The following is a 19,739-nucleotide window of genomic DNA, read 5'->3' as shown; positions in this document are numbered from 1 at the left end:
GCACTGGGGGGTGCGCGTGTGGGGGATGCGGAGGCGGTAGCGGCGGGCCGGGGGGCCCGCTGTTCGCCTCCGGGTTTGATGATCGCCGCATTGGGGTTGCGGCATGCCTTGGGGGGACGCTGTGTATACCTCTGTGTTCATTTCGGTCATTTCGCTTGCACTTTTCGGGATAGCGGCGTTCACGCTCTGGTGGCAGATGCACGCGTGGCGCACCCCCGAAGTGCTCGCCTCGACCCGCTTCAACCGCCCTGACGACGGCGGCCGTCTGTCCTTCTCCCTGCTGCTCCCGGCCCGCCACGAGCAGGCGGTCCTGGAGCACACCATCGACCGGCTGCTGGAATCGAGCCACACCGACTACGAGATCATCGTGATCGTCGGGCACGACGACCCCGAGACGGCCGCGGTCGCCGAACGCGCCGCGGGCCGCGCGCCCGACCGGGTGCGCGTCGTCGTGGACCACCACGAGGTCAAGAACAAACCCAAGGCCCTCAACACCGCACTCCCGCACTGCCGGGGCGACATCGTCGGGGTCTTCGACGCCGAGGACCAGGTCCACCACGAGCTGCTCGCCCACGTCGACCACGCCTTCCGCTCCACGGAGGCCGACGTGGTCCAGGGCGGGGTCCAGCTCATCAACTTCCACTCCAGCTGGTACAGCCTGCGCAACTGCCTGGAGTACTTCTTCTGGTTCCGCTCCCGGCTGCACCTGCACGCCGAGAAGGGCTTCATCCCGCTCGGCGGCAACACCGTGTTCGTGCGCACCGACGTGCTGCGCGAGGCCGACGGCTGGGACCCGAACTGCCTGGCCGAGGACTGCGACCTGGGTGTGCGGCTGTCGTCCGTCGGCAAGAAGGTGGTCGTCGCGTACGACTCCGACATGGTGACCCGCGAGGAGACGCCGGGCTCGCTGATGAGCCTGCTCAAGCAGCGCACCCGCTGGAACCAGGGCTTCCTCCAGGTGTACCGCAAGCAGGACTGGCGGCAGCTGCCGGGCCGCGGCCAGCGCTGGCTGGCCCGCTACACGCTGATGAGCCCGTTCCTGCAGGCCGCGTCCGGGGTGATCATCCCGGTGAACTTCGCCGTGGCGCTCTTCCTCGACGTGCCGGTCGGGATCGCGTTCGTCACCTTCATGCCGATGCTCGCGGCGATGGTGACCTTCGTCTTCGAGGTCGTCGGGCTGCACGACTTCGGCCGCCAGTACGGGCTGCGGGTGCGGTTCGTCCACTACGTGAAGCTCGTGGTCGGCGGCCCGTTCTACCAGGTCATGCTCGCGGGCGCGGCGATCCGCGCGGTCTGGCGCGAGCAGCGCGGCCGCAACGAGTGGGAGCTGACCAGCCACACCGGCGCCCACCTGGAAGCCGCGGCCCCCGCCGCTCCCGCCCCCGTCGCCGCCGTCTCCGCTCCGGCTGACGCCCCGACCACGGTTCCCGCCCAGCGCGCCGCCACCGCCGGCGGCGCAGCCACTGCCACCGCCACCGCGATCCGAGAGGACAGCCGCCAGTGACCGCCACCCTGCCCACGGCCACTGATACCCAGTCCCCGACGGCCGCCACCGCCACCGTCCCCGCCCAGCGCAGCCGCGCCGGCGGGCTCGGCGTGCGGCCCGCGCCCGTCCGGCCGCTCGTGCGCTTCCGCTCCTCGCGTCCCGACCTGCTGCTGTGCGGCGTCCTGCTGCTGGTGATCGTCCTCGTACAGGGCTGGAACATCACCAACTTCCCGACCCTGAGCGACGACGAGGGCACCTACCTCGCCCAGGCCTGGGCCGTCCAGCAGGGCGACGGGCTGGCCCACTACACGTACTGGTACGACCATCCGCCGCTCGGCTGGATCCAGGTGGCGGCGCTGACGTACCTGCCGTCCCTCTTCGTGCCCGAGTCGATGACCGTCGCGCCGATGCGGTTCTCGATGCTCGCGGTGTCCGCCGCCAGTTCCGTGCTGATGTACGTGCTCGCGCGCCGGCTGTGGCTGCCGCGCTGGGCGGCCGGTCTCGCGATGGCCCTCTTCGGGCTCTCGCCGCTCTCGGTCGTGCTGCAGCGCGAGATCTTCCTCGACAACCTCGCCGTGATGTGGATGCTGCTGGCCTTCTGCCTGGCCGCGTCCCCCAGCCGGCACCTGTGGCACCACTTCGGTTCCGGTCTGGCGGCCGCCACCGCCGTGCTGACCAAGGAGACGATGCTGGTGGTGCTGCCGGCGCTGCTGGTGACGATGTGGCGCCACAGCCACCGCGACACCCGCAAGTTCGCCGTCACCGGGGCCATCACCGCCTGTGCGCTGATCGGCCTGTCGTACCCGCTGTACGCCCTGCTCAACAGCGAGCTGCTGCCGGGTGCCGGCCACGTCTCGCTCATCGACGGCATCACCTACCAGATGAGCCGGCCCGGCTCCGGCTTCATCCTCACCCCGGGCACCGGCTCGAACGGCGTCTTCCGCTCCTGGCTGTACTACGACGCGGTCCTGCCGCTCGGCGGGCTGGCCGGTGCCATCCTGCTGCTCGTCACCATCCGCTGGTCGGTCACCGCCCGCGCGCTCGCCGGGCCCGCGCTGGCCTGCGTCATCCTGGCCCTCATCGCGATGCGGCCCTCCGGTTACCTCCCGGCGATGTACGTGATCCAGGCGGTCCCCTTCCTCGCACTCGTCCTCGCGGGGGGCGCGGCCAGCATCACGCACGCCGTGCTGCGGCGCCGCCGCACCCCGGGGGAGCGGCGCGAACTGCTGTGGGCCCGCTGGGCGCTGACCGTCGTACTGGCCGCCTCCGCCGCGGTGTACGTGCTGCCGCGCTGGTACGAAGGCAACCGCACCGCGCTCACCGTCGACGCGAACGCCCCCTACCGGCAGGCCGCGGCCTGGCTCGGCAGCGAGGTCGACGACCCCGGGCACACGCGGGTGCTGCTCGACGACGCGCTCTGGCTGGACGCCGTGCACCGCGGCTTCGAGCCGGGGCTCGGGGCCATCTGGTTCTACAAGGCCGACCTCGACCCCGCCGTCACCAAGACCCTGCCACGGGGCTGGCGCGACATCGACTACGTGGTGTCCACGCCGACCGTGCGGCGCGACGCGGTGGACCTGCCCAACGTGAAGGCGGCGCTGGAGCACTCGACCGCCGTGGCCGTCTTCGGCGAGGGCGAGGACCGCATCGAGATCCGCCGGACCGACCGCACCGACCGCCCGACCGGGAGCTGATCCGCCATGAGCGAGCACCTGCGGTCCCTCCATGCCCCCGTCGAAACGGAGCTGACTGCTCCGGAGACCTTGACGGACAGCGTCACCGTCATCATCCCGACCTTCAACGAGTCGGGGAACGTGGCGGAGCTGCTGCGCCGGCTCGGTGACGCGCTGCCCGCAGACCTGCCCTGCGACGTGCTGTTCGTGGACGACTCCACGGACGACACCCCCGCGGCCATCGAGAAGGCCGCCGCCGGCCACCCCTTCCGGGTCTCGGTCCTGCACCGCGAGGTGGCCGAGGGCGGCCTGGGCGGCGCCGTCGTCGAGGGGATCAAGCGGGCGGACACCGACTGGATCGTCGTCATGGACGCCGACCTCCAGCACCCGCCCCACCTGGTGCCCGAACTCGTCGGCGAGGGGACGCGCACCGGCGCCGACCTCGTCGTGGCCTCCCGCTACATCAGCGGCGGCAGCCGGGCCGGGCTCGCCGGGAACTACCGGATCGCCGTCTCGCGGGGCGCGACCTGGCTGACCAAGGGCCTCTTCCCGCGCGCCCTGCGCGGGATCAGCGACCCGATGAGCGGCTTCTTCGCGATGCGCCGCTCGGCGGTCACCGCGGACGCCCTGAAACCACTGGGCTACAAGATCCTGCTGGAGCTGGCGGTGCGCTGCCGCCCGGGCAAGGTCGCCGAGGTGCCGTTCGTCTTCCAGGACCGCTACTCCGGCGAGTCCAAGTCCACCGCCCGCGAGGGCGTGCGCTTCCTGGCGCACCTGGCCTCGCTGCGCTCGGCGACCCCGCTGGCCCGGATGATCGGCTTCGGGCTGATCGGGCTCTCCGGCTTCGTCCCGAACCTGGCCGCCCTGTGGCTGCTCACGCAGACCGGGATGCACTACCTCCCGGCCGAGATCCTCGCCAACCAGGCGGGCGTGCTGTGGAACTTCGTCCTCATCGAGGTCCTGCTCTTCCGCGACCGCCGCCGGCACCGGCACTGGGCGGACCGGATCGGCCGGTTCGCGCTGATCGCCAACGCCGACCTGCTGCTGCGCATCCCGCTCATCGCGGTGTTCGTCGCCAAGTTCGGCATGGCGGTGCTCCCGGCCACCGCCCTCGCGCTGGTCACGACCTTCGTCCTGCGGTTCGCGGCGACCGAGGCGCTCGTCTACCTGCCGCGCAAGGCGTCCAAGTCCGAACGCAGCACCGCGAGTTGAGCCGCACAGAAGGGAACTTGCCATGCGTCTGAAGATCCGGCGGAGGGCCGGGCGACGGACCGCCCTGCTGGCCGTCGGTGCGATGACCGCGAGCCTGCTGATGACCGCATCGCAGCAGGCCACGGCCGGAGCGCCCAATCTGCTCTCCAATCCCGGTTTCGAGACGGCCGGCGCACCCGGCTCCGACATGCCGTCCTGCTGGTCCAAATCCGGCTGGGGCGACAACGACTTCAGCTTCGCCACCGTCGCCGACGCGCACACCGGCACCAAGGCGATGAAGGTCCAGCTGACCCGCCGCGTGTCCGGTGACCGCAAGGCCCTGGTGACCGAGAACGCCACCTGCGCGCCGACGGTCGTGCCGGGCAAGCAGTACGACCTGTCCGCCTGGTACAAGTCGGACACCCCGGACGTGTCGGTGACGGTGTTCCGCCACGACACCACGGCGGGCTGGCAGTACTGGACCGACCTGCAGAACCCGCCGGTCAGCGCCGCGTGGGCGCGCACGGAGGTCCGTACGCCGGCCGTCCCGCCCAACACCGACAAGATCGCGTGGGGGCTGTCGGTCTACGGGGTGGGCACGCTCACCACGGACGACTACGTGCTGGAGGAGGTGGGCGCGGTCCCGCCGCAGCCGACCTGCACGGGCACGGCGGAGGAGTGCGCCAAGGGCAAGTGGGAGGTGATGGCCACCAAGAACCCCGTGCGCTCGATGCACGCCGTCGTCCTCAAGAACGGCAAGGTGCTGCTGATCGCCGGCTCGGGCAACGACATCGCCCAGTTCAACGCGGGCACCTTCACCTCCGCCGTCTACGACCCGGTGAACGGAACGGTCAAGACGATCCCGACGCCGGTGGACATGTTCTGCTCGGGCCACGTCCAGCTGTCCGACGGCCGGGTGCTGGTGATGAGCGGCAACAAGGGCTACCCGTCCGCCGACGGCACGATCGGCTACCAGGGGCTGAAGGACTCGTACACTTTCGACCCGACGACCGAGACGTACACGAAGACGAACGACATGAACGGCGGGCACTGGTACCCGTCGGCGACGATCCTCGGCAACGGTGACGTGATCTCCTTCGGCGGTCTGAAGGAGGACTCCACGGGCAATGTGACCGCGGAGAAGTTCTCGGCGGCGCAGAACAAGTGGCTGCCGATGAACGAGGTCAACCAGACCTGGTCGTACTGGGGCCTGTACCCGTCGATGATCCTCATGCAGGACGGCAGGCTCTTCTACTCGGGCAGCCACACCTTCGGCAACGGGACCCCCGGCACCGGCGCCTCCGTCTACGACTACGACGCCAACACCATCACCGACGTGCCGGGCCTGCGCAACAAGGACGAGCGCGACGAGTCGGCGAGCGTGCTGCTGCCGCCCGCGCAGGACCAGCGGGTGCTGACCATCGGCGGCGGCAACAACGAGCGCAACCCGGCCGCGAACCGGCTCACCGACATCATCGACCTGAAGCAGCCGAGCCCCGCCTACACGGCCGGCCCCGACATCCCGCAGGGCCTGGTCGACCAGGGCCAGGGCAAGCGGCCGCAGACCGGGGCCGAGGGCAAGATGTTCGTGTCCGCGGTGCTGCTCCCGGACGGCAAGGTGCTGGAGACGGGCGGCGGGCTGCACGACCGGGCCGACCCGGTCTACGAGGCCTCGTTCTTCGACCCGACGACCAACACCTACCAGTCGGGCCTGGCCACCGACCCGATCCCGCGCACCTACCACTCCGGCTCGTTCCTGCTGCCGGACGGCCGGGTCATGTCGGTCGGCGACAACCCCGGCAACGGCACGTACAACCACAACGTGTCGATCTACACCCCGCCGTACCTCTTCAAGGGCGCGCGCCCGCAGATCACCTCGGTGATCGACAAGGAGTGGGTGTACGGGGACACGCAGCGGATCACCGTGAACCGGGCGGTCGCCAAGGCGGAGCTGATCCGTCCGGCGGCGGTCACCCACTCCTCCGACCCCAACCAGCGGTTCGTGGACCTGCCGATGACGGTGGTCAACGGCACGACCATCGACCTCAACGTCACCAGCAACCCGAACCTGGCCCCGCCCGGCTGGTACATGCTCTTCGCGGTCGACGCGAACGGCGTCCCGTCCATCGCGCAGTGGGTGCACCTGGGCGGCCCGTCCGCGCTCGCGGCCACCGCCGAGCAGCCGACCGCGCACGAGCACACCTTCGCGAGCGAGCTGGCGCCCGCGAAGGAGAACCCGGGCAAGCGGGACTCCGCCCCGGTGCCCCCGAGCGTCGCGGGCTGCGACCGGCACTACGGCACGGTCAACGTGTGCGTGCCGACCCGCTTCCCGGCCGAGGTGAAGCAGACGACGAAGGCCCGCTGCGAATGGCTGGCCTCCCACCAGTACCCGAAGCGCATGAAGGTCAACGGCAGCGACCCGCTGCGCCTCGACCCGGACCGGGACGGCTATACCTGCTAGCCGCCCGTGACGGAAAAGGGGCCCGGTCGCGCTCGGCGGCCGGGCCCCTGCCCATGGGGCCATCCGGACCAATCGGGTGGGGCGGGCGGGTGAGATCCGGGGGTGGTGCGTGACCTCCGCCGCCCGGGGCATGCAGTTTCTCCGGTGTGGAAAACACTGAATGCACCCTCGGCGTCGAACGCCGAGCGCCGAAGTCAGCCCACTGCGTCTGCGGCATCCTGCCGCCCTACATCCTCGACAGACTGGCCGAGGCGGACGACACCAAGATCCGCGAGGCCGCCGAGAAGACCCTCACCATCGACGCCATGTTCCGCGAGAAGCGCAAGGAGGCGCCCAGAGAGGTGCAGGGGGCGGCGCCGGTCGGCCCGGCCGTCCTCCAGCGTTCGATCTTCGACACCCACAACACCCGCAAGCAGCCCGGTGATCTCGTCAGGTCCGAGGGCGAGGACCCCGTGCTCGACGGCACGGTCAACCGGGCCTACGACGCCCTCGGCCTCACCTTCGCCTTCTTCGAGGAGGCCTACGGCCGCCGCTCCATCGACGACGCCAACCTGCCGCTGGACGCGACCATCCACTTCGGCCGCAAGTTCAACAACGCCTTCTGGGACGGCGAGGCCATGGTCTTCGGCGACGGAGACGGCCTGGTCTGGAACGACTTCACCCTCGACAGGGCGGTCGTCGCCCACGAGCTCATGCACGGGGTCACGCAGTACACGGCGGACCTCGTCTACGAGGACCAGTCCGGCGCCCTCAACGAGTCCATGTCCGACGTCTTCGGCAGCCTGGTCAAGCAGTTCTCCCGGCAGCAGACGGCGGAGGACGCCGACTGGCTCATCGGCGCCGGCCTGTTCACCCCCGCGGTGCGCGGGCAGGCCCTGCGCTCGCTGAAGGCGCCCGGCACGGCCTTCGACGACCGCCTGCTGGGCGGGCGGGATCCGCAGCCCGACCACATGGACAACTTCGTGGAGACCGATCAGGACGAGGGCGGCGTCCACATCAACTCCGGCATCCCGAACCGGGCCTTCTTCCTCGTCGCGACCGCCCTCGGCGGCTTCGCCTGGGAGCGGGCGGGGCAGATCTGGTACGACACGCTCCTGTCCGGCGAGCTGTCCAAGCGGGCCACCTTCAAGGAGTTCGCCCAGGCCACGGTCGCCGCCACGAAGCGCCGCTTCGGGCAGGGATCGGAGCTCGAAGCGGTCCTCAAGGCGTGGGCCCATGTGGGAGTGAACGGCAACAACAATGGGTGATCCGGCGGTGCCATGCGCATCCGTGTGATCAAGAGCGGCGGCTTCGCCGGGATCACGTACAAGGCCGAGCTGGAGACGTCCGGCCGGCCCGACGCGGCCGAGCTGGAGCGCCTCGCGACGGAGGTCCTCGCGCAGTCGGGGACGGGCCCGCCCGCCGGTGTGCCCGACGGGTTCCGGTACAGCGTGACCGTGGACGACCGTACGGTCGAGTTCGCGGACCCGGACATCAGCGACGCCCAGGAGGAGCTGGTCGAGCGGGTGCTCCGGGACGGGGCCTAGCCGGGCGGCCCGCATTCCGGTGGGCCGGCCCACCGGAATGCGGGCCGCGCCCGGTCGTGCGATAACGGCATCATGAGGCAGCTGCCGACGGCCACGGCCGCAGAGATCAAGATCAGCTTTGCCGGAGGGGAGGCCGGGGCGGCGTTCGACGCCCTGGAGCTCGACCGCGAAGAGGGGCGGGCCCGCGTCATCCACTTCTGGGACCGGCCGAAGAAGGCGGCCGGGGCCGGAATCTCGCTGCCCCTGCTGGATTCGGGGCTCATCCTGCGGCTGCGCCGGGACGCGGAAGCGCCCGGCTCCAAACGCAAGGCGGACCTCACCGTCAAACTGCGCCCGTGCCCCCCGCTTCCGGGCTCCTGGCAGGAGGAGCGCGAGGAGGAGGACTGGGAGTTCAGGGCCGAGGAGGACAGGGCCGGGCCCGCGTTCACGCCCGTCCTGTCGGTCTCGCTGGAGGCCGAGCGGGAGTTCGGGGCGGCGCTCGACGCCGAGCGCCGCGGACTCGACGGCACGCTCATCGAGCCGCAGCTGGAACTGCTGGAGGCCGCCGGCGCGGCGGTGGACGATCTCGACGGCCTGATGGCGCTCGGCCCGGTGCGCGCCGTCAAGTGGAAGCAGGAGTGGGACGGGCTGCCCGACGCCGTGGCGATCGAGGAATGGACCACCGGCCACGAGCTGCGGTTCCTGGAGGTGTCCCTGCGCGCGGACCTCGGCGAGGCCGCCGGGATCCAGGACCTGCTCGGCGGGGCCCTGGGGGAGCGCGGTCTCACCCTGCCGCGGTCCGGTGAGACCAAGACCCGGGCGGTGCTGACCGCACTCGCCCGCGACCTGGAGCTCTGACCGCGCCGGACTCGTCGGTCAGTGCGAGTACGCGGCGAGCGAGATGCCGACGTAGTGGGCCACGAAGGCCGCGAGGGTCAGCGAGTGGAAGACCTCGTGGAAGCCGAAGAAGCGGGGCGAGGGGTTGGGCCGCTTCATCCCGTAGATGACCCCGCCCACGCTGTAGAGCAGACCGCCGACGATCACCAGGACCAGCACGGCGATGCCGCCGGTGCGCATGAAGTCGGGCAGGAAGAACACGGCCGCCCAGCCCATGGCGATGTAGCAGGGCGTGTACAGCCAGCGCGGGGCGCCGACCCAGAAGACGCGGAACGCGATGCCGGCGGCGGCCGCGATCCAGACCGCCCACAGCAGGGTGCGCCCGGTGGAGGGCGGGAGCAGCAGGACGGTCAGCGGGGTGTAGGTGCCCGCGATGATCAGGAAGATGTTGGCGTGGTCGAGCCGCCGCAGGATCGCCTCGCCGCGCGGACCCCACGTACCGCGGTGGTAGACGGCGCTGACGCCGAACAGCAGGCAGGCCGTGAGGATGTAGACGCCGCAGGCCACCCGCGCCTTGGTCGAGTCGGTGAAGGCCATCAGCACCAGGCCCGCGATCACCACTGCGGGGAACATTCCAGTGTGCAGCCAGCCGCGCATCAGCGGCTTGGCCTCCGGCTCTGCCGGTGCGGCGGCGGCGTCAGAAGTCATGGCCCACATGCTACCTACGGGTCCGTAGGTTTCTGTCAGTCCTCTTTACGGAAGATTGACGGACGTGGCGATGCTCACGTGAGAGGCCCTCTGGACATATGCGCACATCCACCGGATGATCAGATGAGTGCGGTCGACACCGGATGAGCGGAGCGCGAAGCGTCCGGGTCGCGGCCCCCACGGGGCACACACCAAACAAACCCCTCAACAAGGAGCAATCGTGGCGCGCGACAACGCGGCTCCCACTGTCCCGACGACCCACCAGGAGCTGATCTCCTGGGTGGACGAGATCGCTGCCCTGACCCAGCCGGACCGCATCGTCTGGTGCGACGGCTCCGAGGCCGAGTACGAGCGCCTGTGTGAGGAGCTCGTCGCCAAGGGCACGTTCAAGAAGCTCGACGAGACCAAGCGCCCGAACTCGTACTACGCCGCCTCCGACCCCTCCGACGTCGCGCGCGTCGAGGACCGGACCTTCATCTGCTCCGAGAAGGAGGAGGACGCGGGCCCGACCAACCACTGGAAGGCCCCGGCCGAGATGAAGGACATCTTCGCCGGCGACCAGGGCATCTTCCGCGGCTCCATGAAGGGCCGCACGATGTACGTCGTCCCCTTCTGCATGGGCCCCCTCGGCTCCGAGCTCTCCGCGATCGGCGTCGAGATCACCGACTCCGCCTACGTCGCGGTCGCCATGCGCACCATGACCCGCATGGGCAAGCCCGTCCTCGACGAGCTCGGCACCGACGGCTTCTTCGTCAAGGCCGTGCACACCCTCGGCGCCCCCCTGGAAGAGGGCCAGGCGGACGTCCCGTGGCCGTGCAACACCACCAAGTACATCTCGCACTTCCCCGAGACCCGCGAGATCTGGTCCTACGGATCCGGCTACGGCGGCAACGCCCTGCTCGGCAAGAAGTGCTACGCCCTGCGCATCGCGTCCGTCATGGCCCGCGACGAGGGCTGGCTCGCCGAGCACATGCTGATCCTCAAGCTCACCCCGCCGCAGGGCGAGGGCGAGACCAAGTACGTCGCGGCCGCGTTCCCGTCCGCCTGTGGCAAGACCAACCTGGCCATGCTGGAGCCGACCATCCTCGGCTGGACGGTCGAGACCATCGGCGACGACATCGCCTGGATGCGCTTCGGCGAGGACGGTCGCCTGTACGCGATCAACCCCGAGGCCGGCTTCTTCGGCGTCGCCCCCGGCACCGGCGAGCACACCAACGCCAACGCCATGAAGACGATGTACGCGAACACCGTCTTCACCAACGTCGCGCTCACCCCGGACGGCGGCGACGTCTGGTGGGAGGGCATGACCGAAGAGGCGCCCGCGCACCTCATCGACTGGAAGGGCAACGACTGGACTCCGGACTCGGAGACCCCCGCCGCCCACCCCAACGCCCGCTTCGCCGTCCCGGCCGCCCAGTGCCCGACGATCGCCCCCGAGTGGGAGGACCCCAAGGGCGTCCCGATCTCCGCGATCCTCTTCGGCGGCCGCCGCGCCTCCGCCGTCCCGCTGGTCACCGAGTCCTTCGACTGGAACCACGGCGTCTTCATCGGCTCGAACATCGCCTCCGAGAAGACCGCCGCCGCCGAGGGCAAGGTCGGCGAGCTGCGCCGCGACCCCTTCGCCATGCTGCCGTTCTGCGGCTACAACATGGGCGACTACATGGCCCACTGGGTCAAGGTGGCCGCGGACAAGGACCAGTCCAAGCTCCCGAAGATCTACTACGTGAACTGGTTCCGCAAGAACGACGCGGGCAAGTTCGTGTGGCCCGGCTTCGGCGAGAACAGCCGCGTCCTGAAGTGGATCGTCGGCCGGCTCGACGGCACCGCCGAGGGCACCGAGACCCCCATCGGCATCCTGCCGACCAAGGACTCCCTCGACCTCGACGGCCTGGACCTCCCGGCCGAGGACCTGGACTTCCTCCTCACCGTCGACAAGGAGGTCTGGCGCGAGGAGGCCGCCCTGGTCCCCGAGCACCTGAACACCTACGGCGACCACACGCCGAAGGAGCTGTGGGACCAGTACCACGCGCTCGTCGAGCGCCTGGGCTGAGCGCCCGGTCCCGGTAGCACCGGGTCAATGAACGTGGGAGCCCCCGACCAAGCGGCGCCCACCGCTGTGGGAGCCCCGACCAAGCGGCGCCCACCGCTGCACCGGCCCGTCTTCAGGAGCGTTGTCCGCGCTCCTCCAGATAGTTCGTGTGCGACTGCTGACGGCCGGCTTCCGCCTCGCGGAGGTCGGCCGTCAGTCGTTCCGCCTCCTCGTGCAGCAGGTCCAGCTGGCGCTCCAGCTGCCGCTCGGGGGACTCGCCGCCCGGCGTCAGCCGTGCCCACCAGCGGGTCCGGTTGTACGTGTCCACGCACTCCGGCACGTCCTGGCGGACCGCCCGCGACACCGCGTACACCGACTCCGGGTCGGCGGCCAGGACCTTCGCCACCCACCCCGGATCGAGCAGGGCCTCGTAGAAGCCCAGCAGCCCGGTGAGCCGGTCCCCGGCCGCCGGCGGCAGGTCCACCCCGGCCAGGTACTCGCGCAGCAGCCCGAAGTCCGCCCGCAGTACGTCGAGTTCCGCGTCCGGGTCGAAGACCGGGGCCGCAGCCCGCTCCGGCGGGGCGATCAGCGCGCCCGCCCCGTACAGCCCGGCGACCACCACCGGCCACCAGGCGCCTGCCGCCCCGGTGAGGGCGAGGCCCACCCCGGCCACGCCGCAGGCGCAGCCGGCCAGGTTCTTCTTCGACTCCAGGAAGCCGAGCAGGCCCCCGGCCCCGCTACTGGTAGCCACGGATCTCCTCGAACGCCCCGTCCAGCGAACCGTTGCCCTCGGTGGCGTCGAACAGCCGCCCGCCGGTCAGTTCGGTGATGTGGGTGAGCTCCTTGCGGTCCGAGTCCCCGAACAGCACCGCGAAGACCGGCGTGTTCTTCTGCGCCTCGGGCAGCCCGGCGTAGAAGGAGTCGAAGTGCTTGGCGCCCACCCCCTCGGTGTTCTCCCCGTCCGTCATCAGGACGATCGAGGTGAAGGCGTCCGCGCCGCCCTTGCCGATGTGCTGGTACGCGGCCTCCAGACTGCTGTAGACCGCCGTACCCCCGTCCGGCTTCAGGCCCTTGATGTCCGCGCGGATCGCGTCCAGGGAGGCCGCCTGCTTGCCCGGCTCGACCACGTACGGGTGGATCGACTTCACCTTCGACCCGAAGGACAGCAGCGTGACCTCCTCGCGGTCCCGGAACCGGTGCCCGGTCTCCGAGGTCCCCGTGCCCGTCAGGTCGGTGAGCGCCGACTTCAGCCGCCCGATCCGGTCCTCCTCGGCCATCGAGCCCGAGGTGTCCAGCACGTACACCGTCCGCGAGGGCCGGCGCAGCTCGTTCTCGTACGAGGCCAGCAGCCCGTCGGCGACGGCCCGCGAGCCGGGGAAGGGCAGCTCGCGCCGCTTCTCGGCGCCCAGCCCGGCGGCCGGGGAGACGCCGGAGGCGACCGGGCGGCGGAAGGTCTGCTCGGTGATCGCCTTCTGCGCCTGTGCCCCGCGCAGGTAGTCGGTCAGCGTCCGCCCCGAATCGCGGGCCCCGGCCGGGGCCGAGGTCAGCAGGGTCAGCGGGTAGTGCGCGGTGACCACGCCGTCCAGCGGCCGGATCACCTGGAGGTTCGTCTTCGAGTCCCGGTTCATGGAGAGCAGCACGGACTCGTAGTTGACGAGGGCGTCCACGTCCCCGCGCTTGGCGTAGGCGGAGGCCAGCCAGCCCGAGGAGCCGGAGGTCAGCTTCTGCCCGGAGAAGAACTCCTTCAGCTTGGGCTGCGCCGCCTTCACGTCCGCGTCGGTCAGCGCCGCCTGCGCTCCGGAGAGCCCCGAGGCCACCGAGACGAGGGCGGAGAAACCGGAGTTGGAGCGCACCGGGTCCGTCATCCCGTACATCAGCTTCCCGGCGGCGACGGCCTCGTGGACCTTCGACCAGGTCACCGCCTCGGGCTGCCAGCCGAGCCGGGTCAGCGCCTCGGGCTTGACGCCGATGGCGACGGGCGAGGACATCACCGGGGTCTCGTTGGCGAGCTTCCCGGCTGCCTCGGGGCGCAGCCGCAGGTAGTCGTTGGAGGACAGCCAGATCGCGTCGTACTTCCCGTCGGCCTTCCCGGAGGCGACCTGATCGACGGCATCGAGGGTCCCGGAGGAGGTGAGCTCGACGGTCACCCCGGTGGCCTTCTTGGCCTGCTCCAGCACGGGCTTCATGTCGGCGAGCTCACTGGAGGCCAGCACCCGCAGGGTGCCCTCCTTGTAGGCGGTGGGCTTCGGCCCATCGGGCTTGCCGGGCTGGTCGGAGCTGCACCCGGTGGCAGCCACGAGTCCGGCAACGACAAGCCCGGCCACCCATCCGCGCCGCACCGTACGGCGTCGCCGCGCCGTCCGGCCCCGCCGGGCAACGTCCAGCCCCTCCGGCGTTTGAGGAGCGGGGTCCGGGGCGGAGCCCCAGTGGGCCCCGCGCAGCGGCCGCCCGCGCACCCGGCCCCGCTCGGCCGCGCTCACTGCGCACCCCCCTCAAGGGCAGAGGCCGTCCGCGTCCGCGCCAGGTACTCCGACGCCGTCCGCAACTCGTCCGTCAGGGACTCCACCGTCGCCGCCATGCTCTCCGTGGCCTGGACCTTGAACGTGTCGATCGCATCGAGCGTCTTGTAGATCTGCGCGAAAGCCACCCGCAGGGTCTCCGCCCCCACCGCCGGATCGGCCGCGATCCGCTGGATCTCCCCGCTCTGCGACGACAGCATCTCCGCGTTCCCGCGGATCAGCTCCTCCGTCGTCCCCCTGAGCGCGTTGACCTGTTCGATGACCTTCTTCTGGTTGTCGAGGGCCGAGGCCAGCATCACCGCGATCCGCAGTGCCGACACCGTCGTCGTCGCGGCCCGGTCGACGCCCTTGATCAGTTCGTCGTTGTTGCGCCGGACCACGTCCATCGCCAGGTACCCCTGCGCGCACACGGCGAGCTGCGTCAGCAGGTCCTGGTGCTTCTGCCGGACGGGGAACAGCACGTCCGCCCGCATCGCGTCGGCGGCCTGCGGATCCACGCCGGCCACGTCCGCGATCCGCTGCTCGACGGCCGTGTCCAGGGCTTCGGTGAGCACCGCGTACTCCTGGAGCTTGCCCATCGTGTCCCACAGCCGGGCCCGCTCGGTGTGCAGCGCCGCGTTGTCGCGGCGCAGCTCGTCCTGCCCGCCGCGCAGTGCGCCGACGATCCGGTTCAGGGTCGCCTGCGAGGAGGCGTACTTCGCCACGTGGTCGCGGAACTTGTTGCCGCCCGGCAGCTTCGAGAGCAGCTTGCCGAACCCCTTCGTCGGAGAGTCCCGCGGGTCGAGGTCCTCGACGGTGCGGCGCAGTTCGACGAGCGAGCCGGCGACGCGGGCCTGGGCGTCCCCGCCCCCGTCCGAGCCGAGGGAGCGTACGGCCCGTTCCAGCATCCGGTTGGACTGCTGGGCGGCGCTGCGGATGTCGGACGAGCCGAGCCCGGCGATCTCGCCGATCTTGGTCGCGAACTCGGGGGAGCGGGTGTCGATCCCGGCGAGCCGGCCGACGTACTCGTCGGCGCGGCGGGCCATCTCCTCGCGTACGCCGTCCTGGAGCGGGACCAGGCCGGACGCCTGCTCGGGGCGGACGGGGGCGACGGGCTCGGGAGCGCTGAGGACGAAGGTGCCGTTCTCGGGAGGTGTCAGTGTCATCGTGTTCGGTCCCTGGCCCTTCATCCCTTGGCGCGCTGGGCGAGCGCCATCAGGATCTTGACGGTGGGCGTGCCGACCTGGCGGATGCCGGTCAGGCCCGGGTTGAGGTAGCCGGAGTGCGGGGCGGTGGCGGCGGTGAACTCGGCCACGCCCTCCAGCGGGCGGAACCCGCGCTGCATGACGAGCTCCCGCAGCCGGGGGTCTTTGGAGAGGAGGGTGCCGAGGTCGCGGGCCTTGTCGTTCAGCGGGACGAAGGTGTGCGCCGTGTTGACGGTGGTGTCCGGGTAGAGGACGACCATGTCGCCCGGGTCCTGGTGCTGGAGCAGCATGGAGGCCACCTGGGACTCGTACGCCAGGATGAGGGGTTCGCCGCTGCCGCTGATGAAGGCGCGGAACGGGCCGTCGGTGCTGGGCTCCAGGGAGCCCTGGACGGAGATCAGCTTGCGCATCAGCGGCGCGGTGCGCTCGATCCCGGCGTCGTCGGCGACGACGGTGTTGCCGTTGGCGACGTTGGAGGCGAGGGCGAGGAAGAGCGCCCCGGAGTTGGAGGTGGCCGGGTCGGTGGTCTTGATGAAGACCCTGCCGGTCAGTTCGGGGTAGGCGGAGGACCCGGCCAGCTGCTGCCAGTTGCGGTCCTCGTCGGCGGCCTTGAGGAACGGGGCCATGAGCAGGGTCCCGGTGTTCTTGCCGGACATCTTCACGAGGCCGGCGTCGGCGAGGACCTTGGCCGCGTTGGGGCGGGCGATGACGACGATGGGGGAGAAGAAGGGCTTGGTCTCCTGGGCTCCCTGGATTCCGGCGGCGGCCTCGACCTCTTTGGCGGGCTCGCTGCTGCTGGGGAAGGCGAAGTCGAACTCCTTGAGGGCGAGCTGGTCCATCGCCCAGGAGCCCGAGGACTCCGCCTTCACGGTGTAGCCCTTTTCCTTCAGGGCTTTGACGACGTCGGGGTCGCGGAAGAAGTCGGACTTCTCCGAGCCGATGACGCCGCGCACGGTCTTCGTTGCCGTGGATTCCGGGTCCTGCCCCTTGAGGAGGACGACGGCTGCGACGCCGCCGATCAGGAGGAGGCCCAGGATGATTCCTAGGATGCGTCTCACGGGTGCAGCGTGCTCGCGGAAACCCACATTCCGCGATGAGTTGAATGAACGTCAGGTGTCGAGGCGGTCCCACTTCGAAATGCTGTGTGGGCCCGGTGGTGCTGGTGGGCGGGGCGGTCGCCGAGGAGGATCGGGGCATGGGCGTGAGCGCGAGCGCGTTGAAGTGGCAGGGCTGGCTGGTGGGGCTGGTGACGCTGGCGGGGCTGCTGGTGTTCGCCCCGCTGGGCCTGTACGTGTGGGCGAGCGGCGGCGGACAGCGGGAGGCCGCGCCGCGGGCGGCGCTGGAGGACGTACGGGTCACCGCGTGCCGGGTCGATCCGGCGAGCCGTCGCGTGCTGGCCGCGGTGGAGGCGACGGGCCGGGCCGAGGGGCGGGGCGCGTACGTGGTCACCGTGGAGTTCCGCGACTCCGCGACCCCCGACCCGGCGGGCCGTTCGGCCCGCTCCCTGGTCGGCGTCCCGGGCGTGGCCCCGGGCGCGACGGAGTACGCCGAAGCCCTGGGCCCGGTCTGGCCGGCGGCGACGACCCCGTGGTGCGGGGTGGTCGCCGCGGACTTCACGGCCGCGCCGTAGGTTCGGACTGCTGTTGACCCTCGACATGGTGGAGGGGCCAGAGTCCTGGGTGTGGAGAGCGAGATGCGCAGTATCGGTGAGATGGCCCGGGACAGCGGGCTGGGTGTGAGCGCCCTGCGGTTCTACGACCGCGCGGGGGTGCTGGTCCCGGCGTGGGTGGACCCGGTGAGCGGCTACCGCTGGTACGGCCCCGAGCAGCTGGAGGAGTCGCGGCTGCTGGCCCGGCTGCGCCGGTCCGGTATGCCGCTGGCGGACATCCGGCTGGTGCTGGCCGGCTGGTCGGGTTCCGACACCGATCTGGTGCGGCAGCTGCTCCAGGCGCACCTGCGCCGGCTCGAACGGGGGCTGTCCGATGCCCGCAGCGAGTTCTCCGCGGTCCGAGCGCTACTCGAACACAGGGAGAACCCCATGACTTCGCTCCGTGACACGACCCTCCGGTCGACCGTTTCCGCCCCCGGGCTGGCCGAGGCGCTCGACGCGGTGCGCTTCGCCGTCAGTGCCGACCCGGAGCTGCCGATGCTCGGCGGCGTCCTGTTCGACATCGAGGGGGACGAGCTGCGCGTCGTGGCCACCGACCGGTACCGGATGGCCGTCGGGCACGCCGGCACGGCCGGGTACGGCGGGCCCCGGGTCCAGGTCATCGTGCCGTCCCCGCTCGCCGACGCGATGCGGGCGGTGCTGGGCGGGGACGGGAGCGTGCTGCTCTCGGTGGAGGGCGGCCGCGTGGCCCTGGAGGCGGGGGACCGGCAGGTGGCCGGCCAGTGCCTCGACCACGACTTCCCCGACTACCGCCGCCTGGTCCGCCTGCCGGAGGGGCGCCGCGCGCTCGTCGACGTCGCGGCGTTCCGGGAAGCGGTGGCGCGCGAGGAGGACGGCGTGTCCCATGACCTCAGCGTGCTGGAGGTGGCGGCCGACGGTGCGGTGACCGTCTGCACGGACGGTGAAGGGGGTCGGGACCGTATCGGTGTCAACCGGGAGTTCCTGCTGGAGGCCCTGGCCGCCGGGGCCCGGGACGAGCTGGTCCTGGAGTTCGCCGCCCCCACGGCGCCGCTGGCGATCCGCCGTACCGACACGGACGAGGCCTTCTCGCTGCTGATGCCCGTCCGTCTGGAGAGCTGAGCTCCCCGCAGGGGTGTGGCACCCGGTCCGGAGCCTCCGCGGCCCCGGACCGGGGCCGTCAGAGGGCGCCGGCCAGGTCCTGGGACTCCAGGGCGGCGGCGTGGGCGTCCATGCGCTCGGCGGCGAGGATCGCGACGGTGGTGTCGGCGCGGGACGCGGCGACGAGGAGCGCGCGGGCGGCGAGGTCGTGCGCGCGCTGGTGCAGGGCCTCGGCGTTCGGGGCCTCGCCGGCCTGCGCGGCCCGCGCCGGGGCGGATCCGCGCAGCCGCTCGACCTGGCCGGCGATCTCGGCGGCGCTCTCGGCGAGGCCGAGCTCGTCGGTCACGGCGAGCAGCGCCGCCAGGTGTCCGGCGAGCTGGATGTCGAGCGCCTCGACGCGGCTCCGCTGCGGGTAGTCGCTGGTCTCGGCGGCGGCGCCCACGCGGTGGACGACCGACTTCGTGCGGATCGGCTCGTACATGAGGTGGCCTCCTGCGTGGTCAGGAGACCATCCTACATTGGATCCGTTCTAAAGTTGAGCTCAATCCTGTTGATCGCTTGGGCGTGTCACGGCCCTTGCCGCGCCGTTACGGCTGGCTGTAGCCGTCCAGGAACCTTCCGATCCGCGTCACCGCATCGGCCAGGTCCGCCGCGTTCGGCAGCGTCACGATCCGGAAGTGGTCGGGCTCGGGCCAGTTGAAGCCCGTACCGTGCACGACCATGATCTTCTCGGCCCGCAGCAGGTCCAGGACCATCTGCCGGTCGTCCTTGATCTTGTAGACGGACGGGTCGAGCTTCGGGAACGCGTACAGCGCGCCCTTCGGCTTCACGCAGGTCACGCCCGGGATCTGGGTGAGCAGGTCGTACGCCGTGTCGCGCTGCTCCAGGATCCGCCCGCCCGGCAGGACCAGGTCGTTGATCGACTGGCGGCCGCCGAGCGCGGTGGCGATGGCGTGCTGCGAGGGCATGTTCGCGCACAGGCGCATGTTCGCCAGGATCGTGAGGCCCTCGATGTACGAGGACGCGTTCTTCTTCGGGCCGCAGACCGCCATCCAGCCGGCCCGGTAGCCGGCGACGCGGTAGTTCTTCGAGAGGCCGTTGAAGGTCAGGCACAGCAGGTCCGGCGCGATGGCGGCCGTGTTGGTGTGCGTGGCTCCGTCGTAGAGGATCCGGTCGTAGATCTCGTCCGAGCAGACGACCAGGTTGTGGCGGCGCGCGATGTCCGTGAGCCCGCGCAGCATCTCGTCGTCGTAGACGGCGCCGGTCGGGTTGTTCGGGTTGATGATCACGATCGCGCGGGTGCGGTCGGTGATCTTGCGCTCAATGTCGGCGAGGTCCGGCATCCAGTCGGACTGCTCGTCGCAGCGGTAGTGCACGGCGGTGCCGCCGGCGAGCGAGACGGAGGCGGTCCACAGCGG

The 19,739-nt window shown here is 71.0% G+C and carries 17 protein-coding genes; 10 read left to right on the top strand and 7 right to left on the bottom strand.

All coding sequences use genetic code 11. The features are described from left to right. The first annotated feature begins 121 nt into the window (after nt 1-121). The 7 genes from AB0O21_RS35055 (at nt 122) to AB0O21_RS35025 (ending at nt 9,174) form a co-directional block, all read left to right on the top strand. On the top strand, nt 122-1,504 hold the full coding sequence (locus AB0O21_RS35055) for a glycosyltransferase (RefSeq protein WP_365178246.1): 1,383 nt from the start codon (nt 122-124) through the stop codon (nt 1,502-1,504). Between the two features lie 92 nt (nt 1,505-1,596). Continuing rightward, nucleotides 1,597-3,180 (top strand): phospholipid carrier-dependent glycosyltransferase, encoded by a 1,584-nt coding sequence (locus tag AB0O21_RS35050; RefSeq protein ID WP_365178324.1) that lies wholly within the window; start codon nt 1,597-1,599, stop codon nt 3,178-3,180. A gap of 6 nt (nt 3,181-3,186) precedes the next feature. Then, nucleotides 3,187-4,371 carry a glycosyltransferase family 2 protein gene (locus tag AB0O21_RS35045; RefSeq protein WP_365178243.1) on the top strand — a complete coding sequence of 395 codons (1,185 nt, stop codon included), beginning with the start codon at nt 3,187-3,189 and terminating at the stop codon, nt 4,369-4,371. Between the two features lie 22 nt (nt 4,372-4,393). Next, nucleotides 4,394-6,811 carry a galactose oxidase-like domain-containing protein gene (locus tag AB0O21_RS35040; protein ID WP_365178241.1) on the top strand — a complete coding sequence of 806 codons (2,418 nt, stop codon included), beginning with the start codon at nt 4,394-4,396 and terminating at the stop codon, nt 6,809-6,811. A gap of 146 nt (nt 6,812-6,957) precedes the next feature. After that, the gene (locus tag AB0O21_RS35035; protein WP_365178238.1) at nt 6,958-8,058 is read left to right on the top strand and encodes a M4 family metallopeptidase; all 1,101 of its coding nucleotides are present in this window, start codon (nt 6,958-6,960) and stop codon (nt 8,056-8,058) included. A gap of 12 nt (nt 8,059-8,070) precedes the next feature. Next, a complete protein-coding gene (locus tag AB0O21_RS35030; protein WP_365178235.1) occupies nt 8,071-8,337 on the top strand; it encodes a protealysin inhibitor emfourin in 267 nt (88 codons plus the stop codon). A 72-nt stretch (nt 8,338-8,409) separates the two neighbouring features. Next, entirely contained in the window at nt 8,410-9,174 is a 765-nt protein-coding gene (locus AB0O21_RS35025; RefSeq protein WP_365178233.1) for a hypothetical protein, read from the top strand. An 18-nt stretch (nt 9,175-9,192) separates the two neighbouring features. On the opposite strand, the gene AB0O21_RS35020 is transcribed toward AB0O21_RS35025, so the two are convergent. Beyond that, entirely contained in the window at nt 9,193-9,870 is a 678-nt protein-coding gene (locus tag AB0O21_RS35020; RefSeq protein ID WP_365178230.1) for a hemolysin III family protein, read from the bottom strand. 211 nt (nt 9,871-10,081) lie between these two features. Between AB0O21_RS35020 and AB0O21_RS35015 the strand changes: the two genes are divergently transcribed. Then, a complete protein-coding gene (locus AB0O21_RS35015) occupies nt 10,082-11,911 on the top strand; it encodes a phosphoenolpyruvate carboxykinase (GTP) (protein ID WP_365178227.1) in 1,830 nt (609 codons plus the stop codon). A 112-nt stretch (nt 11,912-12,023) separates the two neighbouring features. Here the strand turns inward: AB0O21_RS35015 and AB0O21_RS35010 are convergent, their stop codons facing one another. From AB0O21_RS35010 to AB0O21_RS34995, 4 genes are read right to left on the bottom strand one after another with little or no spacing between them, the layout of a single operon-like run. Further along, nucleotides 12,024-12,641, bottom strand: coding sequence for a hypothetical protein (locus AB0O21_RS35010; protein WP_365178224.1), 618 nt, complete (start codon nt 12,639-12,641; stop codon nt 12,024-12,026). Next, the gene (locus AB0O21_RS35005; protein WP_365178221.1) at nt 12,628-14,370 is read right to left on the bottom strand and encodes a substrate-binding and VWA domain-containing protein; all 1,743 of its coding nucleotides are present in this window, start codon (nt 14,368-14,370) and stop codon (nt 12,628-12,630) included. The genes AB0O21_RS35010 and AB0O21_RS35005 overlap by 14 nt, the downstream gene beginning before the upstream one ends. Then, on the bottom strand, nt 14,367-15,554 hold the full coding sequence (locus AB0O21_RS35000) for a toxic anion resistance protein (RefSeq protein WP_365178218.1): 1,188 nt from the start codon (nt 15,552-15,554) through the stop codon (nt 14,367-14,369). Before AB0O21_RS35000 ends, AB0O21_RS35005 begins: the two co-directional genes overlap by 4 nt. A gap of 20 nt (nt 15,555-15,574) precedes the next feature. Continuing rightward, nucleotides 15,575-16,651 (bottom strand): substrate-binding domain-containing protein, encoded by a 1,077-nt coding sequence (locus AB0O21_RS34995; protein ID WP_365178215.1) that lies wholly within the window; start codon nt 16,649-16,651, stop codon nt 15,575-15,577. Nucleotides 16,652-16,788: 137 nt separating this feature from the next. Between AB0O21_RS34995 and AB0O21_RS34990 the strand changes: the two genes are divergently transcribed. Then, complete coding sequence (locus AB0O21_RS34990; protein ID WP_365178212.1) at nt 16,789-17,223, top strand: hypothetical protein; 435 nt, start codon at nt 16,789-16,791, stop codon at nt 17,221-17,223. A gap of 63 nt (nt 17,224-17,286) precedes the next feature. Further along, on the top strand, nt 17,287-18,342 hold the full coding sequence (locus AB0O21_RS34985; protein WP_365178209.1) for a MerR family transcriptional regulator: 1,056 nt from the start codon (nt 17,287-17,289) through the stop codon (nt 18,340-18,342). Between the two features lie 58 nt (nt 18,343-18,400). On the opposite strand, the gene AB0O21_RS34980 is transcribed toward AB0O21_RS34985, so the two are convergent. Both AB0O21_RS34980 and AB0O21_RS34975 read right to left on the bottom strand, forming a co-directional pair. Next, nucleotides 18,401-18,802 carry a hypothetical protein gene (locus AB0O21_RS34980; RefSeq protein WP_365178206.1) on the bottom strand — a complete coding sequence of 134 codons (402 nt, stop codon included), beginning with the start codon at nt 18,800-18,802 and terminating at the stop codon, nt 18,401-18,403. A 106-nt stretch (nt 18,803-18,908) separates the two neighbouring features. After that, nucleotides 18,909-19,739, bottom strand: an 831-nt coding sequence (locus AB0O21_RS34975; RefSeq protein WP_365178203.1) for an aminotransferase class I/II-fold pyridoxal phosphate-dependent enzyme, incomplete at its 5' end; no start/stop codon positions are given.

The sequence above is a fragment of the Streptomyces sp. NPDC091371 genome, assembly GCF_040684275.1.
Lineage (GTDB): Bacteria > Actinomycetota > Actinomycetes > Streptomycetales > Streptomycetaceae > Streptomyces.
This window is presented reverse-complemented; position numbering and strand designations above follow the sequence as displayed.

What these genes read in the sequence shown, in the direction of transcription:
- AB0O21_RS34985 (WP_365178209.1), top strand. Translation starts at nt 17,287, where the DNA reads ATGCGCAGTATCGGTGAGATGGCCCGGGACAGCGGGCTGGGTGTGAGC.
- AB0O21_RS35040 (WP_365178241.1), top strand. Translation starts at nt 4,394, where the DNA reads ATGCGTCTGAAGATCCGGCGGAGGGCCGGGCGACGGACCGCCCTGCTG.
- AB0O21_RS35020 (WP_365178230.1), bottom strand. Translation starts at nt 9,870, where the DNA reads ATGTGGGCCATGACTTCTGACGCCGCCGCCGCACCGGCAGAGCCGGAG.
- AB0O21_RS35030 (WP_365178235.1), top strand. Translation starts at nt 8,071, where the DNA reads ATGCGCATCCGTGTGATCAAGAGCGGCGGCTTCGCCGGGATCACGTAC.
- AB0O21_RS34990 (WP_365178212.1), top strand. Translation starts at nt 16,789, where the DNA reads ATGGGCGTGAGCGCGAGCGCGTTGAAGTGGCAGGGCTGGCTGGTGGGG.
- AB0O21_RS34980 (WP_365178206.1), bottom strand. Translation starts at nt 18,802, where the DNA reads ATGTACGAGCCGATCCGCACGAAGTCGGTCGTCCACCGCGTGGGCGCC.
- AB0O21_RS35000 (WP_365178218.1), bottom strand. Translation starts at nt 15,554, where the DNA reads ATGACACTGACACCTCCCGAGAACGGCACCTTCGTCCTCAGCGCTCCC.
- AB0O21_RS35025 (WP_365178233.1), top strand. Translation starts at nt 8,410, where the DNA reads ATGAGGCAGCTGCCGACGGCCACGGCCGCAGAGATCAAGATCAGCTTT.
- AB0O21_RS35045 (WP_365178243.1), top strand. Translation starts at nt 3,187, where the DNA reads ATGAGCGAGCACCTGCGGTCCCTCCATGCCCCCGTCGAAACGGAGCTG.